General features: G+C 40.3%; 14 protein-coding genes and 1 tRNA gene. All 15 read right to left on the bottom strand.

The window, feature by feature from the left end; all coding sequences use genetic code 11:
- Positions 1-35: 35 nt before the first annotated feature.
- The 15 genes from HT679_RS05885 to codY all read right to left on the bottom strand — a co-directional run bounded on the left by HT679_RS05885 (position 36) and on the right by codY (position 12033).
- The gene (locus HT679_RS05885; RefSeq protein WP_001140420.1) at positions 36-416 is read right to left on the bottom strand and encodes a RidA family protein; all 381 of its coding nucleotides are present in this window, start codon (positions 414-416) and stop codon (positions 36-38) included.
- 10 nt (positions 417-426) lie between these two features.
- Positions 427-1014 (bottom strand): ribosome biogenesis GTP-binding protein YihA/YsxC, encoded by a 588-nt coding sequence (gene yihA / locus HT679_RS05880; RefSeq protein ID WP_000422580.1) that lies wholly within the window; start codon positions 1012-1014, stop codon positions 427-429.
- 8 nt (positions 1015-1022) lie between these two features.
- Positions 1023-2255, bottom strand: coding sequence for an ATP-dependent Clp protease ATP-binding subunit ClpX (gene clpX / locus HT679_RS05875; RefSeq protein ID WP_000106341.1), 1233 nt, complete (start codon positions 2253-2255; stop codon positions 1023-1025).
- A 31-nt stretch (positions 2256-2286) separates the two neighbouring features.
- The gene (locus HT679_RS05870) at positions 2287-2457 is read right to left on the bottom strand and encodes a hypothetical protein (protein ID WP_000442276.1); all 171 of its coding nucleotides are present in this window, start codon (positions 2455-2457) and stop codon (positions 2287-2289) included.
- Positions 2457-2963 (bottom strand): dihydrofolate reductase, encoded by a 507-nt coding sequence (locus HT679_RS05865; RefSeq protein WP_173213487.1) that lies wholly within the window; start codon positions 2961-2963, stop codon positions 2457-2459. Before HT679_RS05865 ends, HT679_RS05870 begins: the two co-directional genes overlap by 1 nt.
- A 129-nt stretch (positions 2964-3092) precedes the next feature.
- Positions 3093-3611, bottom strand: a complete 519-nt coding sequence (locus HT679_RS05860) for a Dps family protein (RefSeq protein ID WP_050107673.1) — start codon at positions 3609-3611, stop codon at positions 3093-3095.
- Positions 3612-4109: 498 nt separating this feature from the next.
- A complete protein-coding gene (gene lytC, locus HT679_RS05855) occupies positions 4110-5600 on the bottom strand; it encodes a choline binding-anchored murein hydrolase LytC (protein ID WP_173213485.1) in 1491 nt (496 codons plus the stop codon).
- Positions 5601-5637: 37 nt separating this feature from the next.
- The gene (tpiA, locus tag HT679_RS05850; RefSeq protein WP_005589685.1) at positions 5638-6396 is read right to left on the bottom strand and encodes a triose-phosphate isomerase; all 759 of its coding nucleotides are present in this window, start codon (positions 6394-6396) and stop codon (positions 5638-5640) included.
- Between the two features lie 97 nt (positions 6397-6493).
- Complete coding sequence (locus tag HT679_RS05845; RefSeq protein ID WP_173213483.1) at positions 6494-7171, bottom strand: DnaD domain-containing protein; 678 nt, start codon at positions 7169-7171, stop codon at positions 6494-6496.
- A gap of 8 nt (positions 7172-7179) precedes the next feature.
- Entirely contained in the window at positions 7180-8124 is a 945-nt protein-coding gene (gene metA, locus HT679_RS05840) for a homoserine O-succinyltransferase (RefSeq protein ID WP_173213481.1), read from the bottom strand.
- A 182-nt stretch (positions 8125-8306) separates the two neighbouring features.
- Positions 8307-8819 (bottom strand): adenine phosphoribosyltransferase, encoded by a 513-nt coding sequence (locus tag HT679_RS05835; RefSeq protein ID WP_001049318.1) that lies wholly within the window; start codon positions 8817-8819, stop codon positions 8307-8309.
- A gap of 272 nt (positions 8820-9091) precedes the next feature.
- The gene (gene ugpC, locus HT679_RS05830) at positions 9092-10222 is read right to left on the bottom strand and encodes a sn-glycerol-3-phosphate ABC transporter ATP-binding protein UgpC (protein WP_000229957.1); all 1131 of its coding nucleotides are present in this window, start codon (positions 10220-10222) and stop codon (positions 9092-9094) included.
- Positions 10223-10503: 281 nt separating this feature from the next.
- Positions 10504-10589 (bottom strand) — tRNA-Leu (locus HT679_RS05825).
- An 80-nt stretch (positions 10590-10669) separates the two neighbouring features.
- Positions 10670-11245: a cysteine hydrolase family protein gene (locus HT679_RS05820; protein ID WP_173213479.1), complete on the bottom strand. Its 576-nt coding sequence runs from the start codon at positions 11243-11245 to the stop codon at positions 10670-10672.
- Positions 11245-12033, bottom strand: a complete 789-nt coding sequence (codY, locus tag HT679_RS05815; RefSeq protein WP_173213478.1) for a GTP-sensing pleiotropic transcriptional regulator CodY — start codon at positions 12031-12033, stop codon at positions 11245-11247. Before codY ends, HT679_RS05820 begins: the two co-directional genes overlap by 1 nt.
- Between the last annotated feature and the right edge of the window lie 316 nt (positions 12034-12349).

Raw genomic sequence — 12349 nt, 5'->3', positions numbered from 1 at the left:
CAAAAGAAGCTTGGCAGCACCAAACTTCAACTAGCTTATCCAATCTCTGCGATGACTTCAATTTCGACTTTTACATCACGAGGAAGACGAGCTACCTCCACAGCTGAACGAGCTGGAAATTCCTCTTTAAAGGCCGTTTGGTAAACCTCGTTAAAAGGAACGAAGTCGTTCATATCGCTCAAGAAGCAAGTTGTTTTGACAACATGGTCAAAGTCTGTTCCTGCTTCTGCCAAAATAGCACCGATGTTTTTTAAGACTTGCTCTGTCTGTTCTTGAATCGTTTCTCCAACGATTTCCCCAGTTTCAGGAGAGAGAGGAACTTGACCACTAGCAAACAAAAGGTTCCCAACGATTTTTCCTTGAACATAGGGTCCGATAGCCTTTGGAGCTTTATCTGTATGAATTGTTTTTGCCATTTTCTTTTCCTCACAATTTTTCTAAGATTGCATCCCAAGCCTCATCCATCCCTGCCTTGCTGACAGATGAAAAGAGGATGAAATCGTCACTTGGGTCAAAGTTTAATTTCTTTTTGATTGCTGATTCGTGCTTGTTCCATTTACCACGAGGAATCTTGTCCGCCTTGGTCGCAACGATGATAACCGGAATCTCGTAATACTTGAGAAATTCGTACATCTGCACATCATCTGCTGACGGGTCATGACGAAGGTCAACTAAACTGACTACCGCACGGAGATTTTCCCGAGTCGTTAGATACTCTTCAATCATGCGCCCCCACTTTTCACGTTCCTTTTTGGAAACACGGGCATAACCATAGCCAGGAACATCCACAAAGCGCATCTTGTCGTCAATGTTAAAGAAGTTGAGCAGCTGGGTTTTCCCAGGTTTCCCTGACGTACGAGCCAGATTCTTACGATTCAACATAGTGTTGATAAAGCTAGACTTACCAACATTGGAACGCCCTGCTAGGGCAATCTCTGGCAGTTCATCCTGTGGGTAGTGGGATTTATTCGCCGCACTGAGCAAGATTTCAGCATTATGTCTATTCAGTTCCATAGTCACCTCTAGGCTGTTTCTAGGATTGGTTTATCCGTTCCATCGACAGCTTCTTTTGTGATGCGAACCAATTTCACATTTTCCTGACTCGGTACTTCAAACATAACGTCCAACATGGTTTCTTCAATAATCGAACGAAGACCACGCGCCCCAGTCTTCCGTTCGATGGCCTTGTTGGCAATCTCTTGAAGGGCCTCATCGTCAAATTCCAACTCGACATCATCATAAGAAAGCAAGGTTTGATATTGTTTGACCAAGGCATTTCTTGGCTCTTTCAAGATGCGAACCAAGTCATCCACTGTCAATTGCTCAAGAGCCGCAAAAACAGGCAAGCGCCCAATCAATTCTGGAATAATCCCGAATTTTTGAATATCTTCTGCGATGATTTCTTGCATGTAAGAGCTATTTTCATCAATCGCTTTATTATTTTGACCAAATCCGATGACTTTTTCTCCAAGACGTTGTTTAACAATTTCTTCAATACCATCAAAGGCACCACCAACAATGAAGAGGATATTCTTGGTATCTACTTGAATCATTTCTTGTTGCGGATGTTTGCGTCCACCTTGAGGTGGTACGCTAGCAACTGTTCCTTCGATAATCTTGAGAAGGGCTTGTTGCACCCCTTCACCAGAAACATCCCGTGTGATAGACACGTTCTCGCTCTTCTTGGCAATCTTGTCAATTTCATCCACATAGATAATCCCACGCTCTGCGCGCTCAATGTTAAAGTCAGCAGCCTGCAAGAGTTTAAGGAGGATATTTTCCACGTCCTCACCCACATAACCAGCCTCCGTCAGAGCTGTCGCATCCGCAATAGCAAAAGGCACATTCAAGCTCTTAGCCAAGGTCTGGGCAAGGAAAGTTTTCCCTGAACCAGTTGGACCAATCATCAAGATGTTTGATTTCTGCAAATCTACGTCTTCTGACTCTTCTCGCGTATCGTGGAAATTGATGCGTTTGTAGTGGTTGTAAACTGCCACTGCCAAGGCACGCTTGGCACGATCTTGACCAATTACATAGTGGTTCAAGATATGGAGGAGTTCAATTGGTTTTGGCACCTCAGACAAGTCTGCCAAGACTTCCTCAACCAATTCTTCTCGAATGATTTCCTGAGCTAGCTCCACGCATTCATTACAAATAAAAGCATTGTTCCCAGCGATTATTTTTTGTACTTCTTCTTGGTTTTTGCCACAAAATGAGCAATAAACCATCATATCATTTTTTCTATTTGTAGACATGATTTCCTTCCATTCTATACTGTCATTCTATCTAAAATAAGGTCATGTAAAAAGCATGAATACTATTGACCAGATTGGTAAAGGCATTTAACCAAAGGAGGATAGAAAGCCCGTAACGCTTTTTACGAAAAGCCTGTGCTCCTGCCAGAAGGCAGATGAAACACAGAAAAGCCGTGAATAAACCAAATAAACTCCGTTCCATTAGACTTCCTTTCTCTTGCGGTATTGGATGGTAAAATCATAAGAATTTTTCTCATCTTTGGTATAGGATTTGCTTGAAACTGTCTCAAAAAGGGACAGGTCAAACTCCTCAGGAAAATAGGTATCCCCCTCCACCCGAGCATGAATTTGAGTGACAATCACTTCATCAAGGTAGGGTTCAAAAGCCTGAAAAATCTGCTTCCCACCGATAATATAGAGATTCTTGTCTTGAGCCTGATACCAGTCCAAGACAGACTGGACATCATGAAAGACAGTAACACCATCTATCGTTTCTTCCGGGTTACGTGTCAAAATCAAGGTCTCCCGTTTTGGAAGCAAGCGACGCCCCATTCCATCAAAGGTCACCCGTCCCATCAAGATAGCATGATTCAGAGTTGTTTCTTTGAAGTGTTGCAGTTCTGCTGGCAAATGCCAAGGCAGACGATTGTCCTTACCAATCACACCCTCTTCATCCTGGGCCCAAATAGCTACGATTTTCTTAGTCATGCTTCCATCCTTTTCACTGATAGTACTATTTTATCAAAAAACTCAAAAAAAGACTGGTTTGGAATAGCTTACAAAATAGAAAAAATCTGTAAGAAATTTCCTACAGATTTATCTATGTTTCCTTGTTTCTTACAAACCAGGTGCTTGTCCAAGTTCTGCGGCAAGCATCCAAACTGTTTTCTCAAGTTCAGCCTTAGCACCAACAAAAATATCGTTTGTAACATCATCGCCTTCTTCGTCAGTCACATCCAACGCTTTTTGGAAAAGAGTGATGAGGTAGCGATAAATATCTAGAACACGTTCCAAGCTTTCTTCAACATTACGGTATTCACCAGCTTCTTCTTCGATTTCACTGTTTTGAAGGAACTCTGTCAAAGTAGAGAATGGGCTTCCACCAAGTGTGATCAAGCGTTCGCTGATTTCATCTAAATGACCATCAAGAGCATCCATGTACTCATCCATTTTTGGATGCCATACCATAAAACCGCGTCCACGCATGTACCAGTGCACTTGATGAAGAGCAATATGCGCTACATACAAATCTGCAACAGCTTGATTCAAAACTTCCTTTGTTTTTGCCAATGCTACTGGCGCTGCTTTTGTTAATGTTGCGACATCTTTTGCTGCTTCTTTTTTCAATTCTACCATTTTATTTTACCTCGTTCATTATTTTTTGTAACCACTTCTTAATGATTACTACCTTAGTATACTACTAAGGAAAGACAATAGCAAGCCAAATGACCCACATGAGAAAAGTTGCAATAGACTGATAATTTAAGAATTCTTTAGAAGACGAAAAAGAGGTCTGGATGCTTATAGTCAATGGAAATCCATCAGCAAACTAGGAAACTAAACCCAGCTTAACCAAAGTACAAGTTTTGAGGTCGCAGGTAGAACTGACCACGCTGACGTGGTTTGAAGAAATTCCCCAAGACTATAATAGATTGAAATAAGAGGGAGCCAAGTCGATTAGGAAAGACAAATGAATTTCTAAAAATGTTTTAGCAACCGCAATGTCCTGGTCTATATTCAATCTACCATATAAGATTTATTTCCTAGCGAGATCTTGAATTTACTCGAGGATGAACTGCCATAAAACAAAGAAAAAGAGGGTGCTACTATCACATCCCTCTTTCTAATCAGAGCTTAATACCAAACACTGACATCCACGCGCCCTTGGATTCCTTTCATGTATTCAGAAGAGGTATATTGCCAACCTTTTTCTCCTGAATAATGAGGGTTTTCCCATTCTAAAGCATTGGTATAGGCCGCTACCCAGTTTACATGTTTTAAAATATCTGGGTGTTTTAAACGTGTCTGTAATAAACTACGATAGCTATAGACATACACATTTTGATAACCCGCCTGCTTCATCGTCTCCATGTACTTGTTGATGATCTTAACCCAAGTACTTGTATCACTCGGAGCACGCTTACTTTTATTCACATACTCCCAGTTCTCAACATCATAGTAGATAGGGTAAGACAAGTTCATATTGTATTTCTTCAGAAGTTCAATGGTCTGTTCAGCGTCATTCTCAGCATCGGTCTCATTTTCAGCATAGGTATAGAGATAGACGCCATAAGGAATTCCCAGACGGTTTAACTCCTTAATGTTATGCGCCAATTCCTTGTCTTCTTTACCGCTATAACCTAGACGAACAATGACACCATCTACTTCATTTTCATCAATAACCTTTTTCCAATCATTGATACGACCATTGTGCTCACTAATATCAATAACTTTCTTAGCATGTTCGGTTCCTACTTGTTCTTCTCTATTATTAAAGAAATAGCGTTTACCATCTCTGTGAACCCAGCCAACATTCAAATCTTTCTTTTCTTTGAGCTCACCAGAGGCCGCAAAGATATAGCGAGCACCATCCATAATCACTTCGTCAGTCGCCATGGCACCACTTCCAGTCAAATAGTAGTTGCCTTGCCACTCATTCCGAGCCATATAGCCCCACTTCTTGAAATAGTACCATTTGCCGCCCACTTTTTGCCACTCTTGGTTAGCATAAGTTCCATCTGATTTGAGATAAAAATAAGCAGAATAGGCTGGATCATAGAGCCATTCATTTTGCATCATAGCTCCTTGACCATTCAAGAAATAACTTCCTTGCCATTGGCTTTTAGCCATGTAACCCCACTTCTTGAAGTAGTACCACTTATTTCCAATCAATTGCCATTCTTGATGAGCATAAGCCCCATCTGACTTGAGATAAAACCAACTCTTGTAATTATTATCATAAAGCCACTCGTTTTGGGCCATATATCCACCTGATTTCAGGTAGTAATTTCCATGCCATTCATTCTGCGCGTAACGACCATCTGAATTAATATAAAACCAAGCCTTATAGTAGTTGTCAAAAATCCATTCACTTTGAGCTTTAGAACCATCAGCCTTTACATAATAATCCCCATCCCAGTGGGCAGAGACACTGTTTCTCTGTTCATTGCTACTAGTTGATGAAGTTCCTGTTGATAGACTAGATTTTTCTGAAACTGTGCTTCCACTTGTTTCATCTGCCGCAATTCCTGAAACTCTTGCGCCAAGTAAGCAAAGACTTGCTAGCCCTATACATACAAATTTTGTTTTCAATCTTTCCTCTCCTATAAAAAATGGAACAGGCACCTGAATGCTGTTCCACCTAGCTTTTGCTACTTACTGATTATTTTACAAAGTCAAGCAAAGCCAAGAAGCTTTCAGCTTCAAGTGACGCACCACCTACAAGGGCACCGTCAACGTCTGGACAAGCCATGTATGAAGCAACGTTCTCAGGTTTAACAGAACCACCGTATTGAACACGAACTTTGTCCGCAACTTCTTGACCGAAGTCAGCAGCTACAACGTCACGAACAACTTTACACATTTTTTGTGCATCGTCTTGTGAAGCTGATTTACCAGTACCGATAGCCCAGATTGGCTCATAAGCGATAACTGATGCAGCAACTTGTTCAGCAGTCAATCCAGCCAATGCAGCAGATACTTGAGCACCTACGAATTCAGCAGCTTTACCAGCTTCGTAAGTTTCAAGTGACTCACCACAACAGATGATTGGAAGCATACCGTTTGCAAAGATTGCTTTTGCTTTTTTGTTGATATCTTCGTCAGTTTCATGGAAGTAGTCACGGCGTTCTGAGTGACCGATAACAACGTAGTCAGTACCGATTTCTTTCAAAACTTGTGGGCTAGTTTCACCAGTGAAGGCACCTGCATTTTCAAAGTAGCAGTTTTGAGCAGCAACTTTAAGGTTTGAACCTTTTGCAGCAGCAAGAACAGTTGTCAAATCAACTGCAGGAGCTGCGATACCTGCTTCAACAAGATCTGATGAAGGAAGTTTTGATGCAACAGCTTCAACGAATGCTTTAGCTTCTTCTGGATTTTTGTTCATTTTCCAGTTACCAGCGATAAATGGTTTACGTGACATTTCACATACCTCTTTTTTCAATTTATTTTCTACTTATTTTATCACAATTAGACACAGCTTGCAAATCTTACTCGGATTTCAAGCCTGCTTCCAACGATTAATCCTTCCAGAGATCCATGGCATTTCTAAAATCCACAGATACCTGTGTCAACTGAGGATTGCTGGCTTCTCTTTCTGCCCGCTTAGCCTCAATTTGAGCCACACTTTTGATACCTTCATGGCGCCAGTTTCTCAAAATCGCCTGAATGTACTTCCAGTTTGCTTTTCCATTTAAAACAGCTTCACGAAGAGCCTCCTTAATCAAGTCAGCACTGGTTCCATCTTCCTTTAGTGTCTTGGTCAAATCTTCAATCTCAAAAGGTGTCAACAAGCGTCCCAATTCCTGCTGGAAGGTTTCCACCAAATCCTTGAGCTGATTCTGAGGTGTCAACTGGTCTGAACTTGAATCAGCGACTCCAAGCAAGTCGTCCAAGCGTTCCAAAGCCAAACTAGCATCAAAAAGCAATTCGATTTCACCATTTAATTCGATAGTACGATACTGGAGAAGTCCCCTCTCCGTCAGATTAGAAATGGACTGGTTGACATCCGAAATTTCCTTGCCAATCCTGTCAGCAATCTGGCTTGGCGACATTTCTTCCAAGCCTGTCGTATTTTGCAAATAGAAAAATTGCCAGACCAGAAAATCGTCGCTAGAAGGAAAGAGTTCCTTAAAATGCAAGAGCAGGGCACTCGGTAAAACCAAGTTCCCTGATTTAAAAGCGTCTAAATATGTCATAATTCCTCTTATAAATACCCAAATGCGGATGCATCATCTTCTATCTTTCTCCAGTCAAAAGGCGTCTCCTGATAGACCGCATAATTCACCCAGTTACTGAAAAAGAGGGCTGCTGATGAAGACCAACAAAGACAAGGTGTCTGGTTGACATCATCATCCTTAAAGTAATTTTCTGGAATATGAGGATCCAAACCTGCATCACGATCTCGGAAATATTCATTTGCCAAGGTATCACGATCATATTCCAAATGCCCAAAACTATAAATTTCTCGTAAATCACGACTAGCCAAAATCGAAACCCCAACCTGTGGCCCTTCTGATAAAATCTCGAGATTGGTTTTGTTTAAGACTTCTTCCTTAGAAATCTCCGTGTGCCGTGAATGAGGGGATACATAGCTATCGTCAAAGCCTCTAAAAAGAAGGTGCCCTTCTTTTAAAGCATCCTGAGGATAAATACCTGATAACTTACTGTCCATCTGGTATTTTTCTACCCCATAGCGTAGGTAGAGCCCAGCCTGAGCCCCCCAACAGATATGAAGCGTCGAATAGACATGAGTCTTGGACCACTCAAGCACCTGGCTAAATTCCTCCCAATAGTCCACTTCCTCAAATGGTAAATGTTCAACTGGAGCACCCGTGATAATCATCCCATCAAAATACTCATCCTTGACTTCAGGAAAAGTTTTATAAAAGGTCTCCATGTGCTCTGAACGAGTTGTCTTAGAACGGTGGCTCTCCATATAGAGAAAATCAATATCCAGTTGTAGGGGGGTATTAGCCAAGTGGCGTAACAACTGGGTTTCTGTGACCATTTTCTGTGGCATGAGATTTAAAATTAAAATCTTCAAAGGACGAATATCTTGGTGAGCAGCACGTTGATCATCCATGACAAAGATGTTCTCTGTCCGTAAAATCTCAACAGCTGGCAATTTTTTATCAATTCGAATCGGCATAACCCTCTCCTAACTGTATTCTTTCAGGAATCATTGCATATGTTTGAAGCCAAATCTCAAACACTTAGTCCTTTTATTATACTGCAAGAAGATATAGTTTTCAATTATAGTTTTTCTCTAACTAGCTATAGTCTATTTTTATATCCTAATGTAGAGAAAACAGCCCTAGGGACTGTTTTTCATTAATAATGCATCAAAACTTTGTAATCGTAGTCACCGATTTTTTCACGGCCGTTCAATTCATCCAATTCAACAAGGAAGGCACAACCTGCTACAACACCACCAAGTTTTTCAATCATCTCGATGGTTGCCTTAACAGTTCCACCTGTTGCCAAGAGGTCATCTACAATAAGAACACGTTGACCTGGCTTGATGGCATCCGCATGCATAGTCAAGGTATCAACACCGTACTCTTTTTCATAGTCAGCAGAAATGACTTCACGTGGTAATTTACCTGGCTTACGAACAGGGGCAAAACCAATTCCCAACTCAAAGGCAACTGGACAGCCCACGATAAATCCACGAGCCTCAGGCCCTACAATCATGTCTATTTTCTTGTCAGTAGCATACTGAACAATTTCACGAACAGCGTAGCTATATGCATTTCCATCAGCCATCAAAGGACTGATATCACGGAAGGTAATCCCTTCCTTTGGATAATTTTCAATTGTTGCAATGTAATCTTTTAAATTCATCTTTTTCTTTCTTTCAAAGTTTTTTACTCTCTATTATACCATACTTTCTAGTAAAGAAGAAAGAGAAAACAATATTTCATCTGCTAGTCACCCTATAAGGCAAATAAGATGACCATTTTTATTCAAAGGGTATCACAAGATAGATGCATAATATGACTTCCCTAGCAAAAAGGAGAGAAGCATTTTGTTTCTCTCCTTAGATTAACTGATATCTCTCCACTACAATTGATAAAGAGATATCTTTTCTTGTAGTGCTTTGAATTTTATTTATTTTAGTAGACTGTTTTTTCAGTTTCTACATCAAAGAAGTGTGCTTTGTTCAAGTCAAATCCAAGTTCAACTGTTGCACCTGTTTGCAAGTAGTCACGAGCATCAACTTTTGCAACAAATTCATCTTTACCAACTTGGCAGTAAAGGTGAGATTCTGAACCAAGCAGTTCTGATACAGAGATAGTCGCTTTTACAACACAGTCTGGGAATGTTTCAAGGAAAGCAGGTTCTGCATTCACGTCTTCTGGACGAATACCGAAGATCAATTCTTTACCTTCGTAGCCTTTTTCACGAAGAACTTTCAAAGCACCTTCTGGAACTTTCAAACGGAAACCATCAGAAATAATTTCACTTCCAACCAATTTCACATTGATGAAGTTCATAGCTGGGCTTCCGATGAATCCTGCTACGAATTTATTAACTGGGTTTTTGTAAACTTCTTGAGGAGTACCGATTTGTTCAACACGTCCGATAGTACCTGTACCAGCAGGGTTCTTAGTTGCTGACATGATAACGATACGGTCTGCAAGTGTCATCGCTTCTGTTTGGTCGTGAGTTACGTAGATAGTAGTAGCTCCGATACGACGGTGGATTTTCGCAATCTCAGCACGCATTGATACACGAAGTTTAGCATCCAAGTTTGACAAAGGTTCGTCCATCAAGAATACTTTTGCATCACGGACGATGGCACGACCCATGGCAACACGTTGACGTTGACCACCTGAAAGGTCAGCTGGTTTACGTTCCAAAAATTCTTTCAATCCAAGAATTTCAGCTGCTTCTTGCACACGTTTGTCGATGTCTTCTTTGCTGTATTTACGCAATTTCAAACCGAAAGCCATGTTGTCATAAACAGTCATGTGTGGGTAAAGAGCGTAGTTTTGGAATACCATGGCGATGTCACGGTCTTTTGGAGCTACGTCGTTGACAACCACGCCATCGATAGATGCAGTACCTTCTGTGATGTCTTCAAGACCAGCAATCATACGGAGTGTAGTTGATTTACCACATCCTGAAGGACCTACGAAAACGATAAATTCTTTATCTTTGATGTTCAAGTTGAAATCTTCAACTGAATAGTGTTCGCTGTTTGGATATTTTTTGTAAATATTTTTAAGATTTAATTCTACCATGAGGTGAACTCCTTTTGTCTTTTGATAATTATATTATAGATGAAAACGCTTTACATTTCTATGGCAAGGTGACCAAAAAAACAAAAAAGTTCTGTGCAACTTGCACAAAACTTTAGAGAATATCGGAGAATTTGAAGAAGATAATCTTTATTATTCTTCTATACAAAAGCAGAAACAAGAATCAGCTTTCCCATATTTTCGCTGATTCTCCACTACATTTGACTGGATTCTAATTTTTTAGAGAAATACAAAAGAGCTAGCCTAAGCTAACTCTTATCCTATGCGGAGAGAGGGACTTGAACCCTCACGACCTAAAGCGGTCACAGGATCCTTAGTCCTGCGCGTCTGCCAATTCCGCCATCCCCGCGTCGATTACTTTACTAGTATATCAACTTTTGGGATACTTGTCAACACTTTTTTTCAAAATTTTTCATTTCATCAACCAAATTACTCAGAAAGTTCATTTAGATTTTCATCTACCAACTTAGCTCCAAGTGTATTTTTGAAATGACCTAGGGCAAATTGATGATTTTCAGGCCAGATGGAAGCAACAGCTGTTTTAACAATCTCGATGTCATATCCTAGATTATAGGCATCTATAGCTGTATGCAGGACACAAATATCCGTCAAGACACCTGTTAAGATAACGGTAGACACTCTACGCTCTCTCAAACGAATGTCTAGGTCAGTCCCTGAAAAAGCTGAGTAATGACGTTTATCCATCCAAAAGACACGACTGTCTGAATCATGCTCTTGATAAAAGGTTCCCAAATCTCCGTATAAATTCCGTCCACTAGTCCCAATCAAATTATGAGGAGGAAACAGCTTGCTTTCTGGATGGAAACAATCGTTTTCTTCATGAGCATCGATGGTAAAGAAGATGTAATCCCCTCGTTCAAAAGCTAATCGAGTCACCTTGCTAATGGCATTCGAAATAGCCTGGGCTGGAGCACCTGCTGTCAATTTTCCACTATCAGCAACAAAATCTTCTGTATAATCAATCGAAATCAAAGCCTTAGTCATTAGTAATCTCTTTTCTTCACTTCTTCAAAAATATCTGAAATCAAGACCTTAAGATAGGTTCCCTTCATTCCAAGCGAGCGACTTTCAATAATTCCCGCAGACTCAAGTTTACGAAGGGCATTGACAATCACAGAGCGGGTTATTCCAATACGGTCTGCAATCACAGACGCAGTCAACTGCCCTTCATTTCCATTTAATTCCCCTAAAATTGCTGAAACAGCACGGAGTTCGGAGTAAGAAAGGGTATTAACCGCCATGGTAACAGCAGTACGGCGGCGAATATTTTTCTCATCTTCTTCACGCTGGAAGTTAAGGAGTTGAATCCCAACCACGGTACTGGCAATCTCAACAAGGATCAAATCCTCGTCTTCGAATTTTTTATCATTGCGCCAAATAATCAAAGAACCAAGGCGAATCCCTGATACATGAATCGGTGCAATAGTTGTCAAACCATCTGGAAAATCATCTCTACTCTCAACAGGGAAAATACTCATATCATGCTCAACAGGCAAGTTTTCTTCTGTTTCATAAATCATATTAGCCCCTTGAACGTAGTCATCTGGGAAAATCTTAGTTTGGAAGAATTGCTCTACGCGATCTGTATTGGTTTTATAACGCATAAAATAGCCAAGCAGACGTCCCTTACTATTGATAATGCAGGCATTGCAATGAATAATATCCGCTAACTGACGCGTAATAGCGTTGTAAGGAAGTTCATCCTGCAACTGCTCCTCTGAGCGCTTCAAAATTGATGTAATCTTTCTTGTTTTTTCTAATAAATGTGCCATTTTTCACCTCGAATTTAATCGCTATCATTATAACATAAAAACGTCTCTTTTTCAATAATTATCTGAAAATTCCTTATTGACTTGCAATTTTTAAAAACCAGAATATTTTTAACTAAATTGCTTCTTTTCTATTGACAAGTTGCCTATTTTTGTGTATTATAACATTATAAAAAGATAATACAACAATTTTATTTATACTCAATGAAAATCAAAGAGCAAACTAGGAAACTAGCCGCAGGCTGCTCAAAGCACTGCTTTGAGGTTGCAGATAAAACTGACGAAGTCAGCTCAAAACACTGCTTTGAGGTTGCAGATA

The organism is Streptococcus sp. 4886 (genome assembly GCF_013276485.1).
In the GTDB taxonomy this organism is placed as follows: domain Bacteria; phylum Bacillota; class Bacilli; order Lactobacillales; family Streptococcaceae; genus Streptococcus.
The sequence above is the reverse complement of the archived record's forward strand: the minus strand, read 5'-3'. Positions and strand labels throughout refer to the sequence as shown.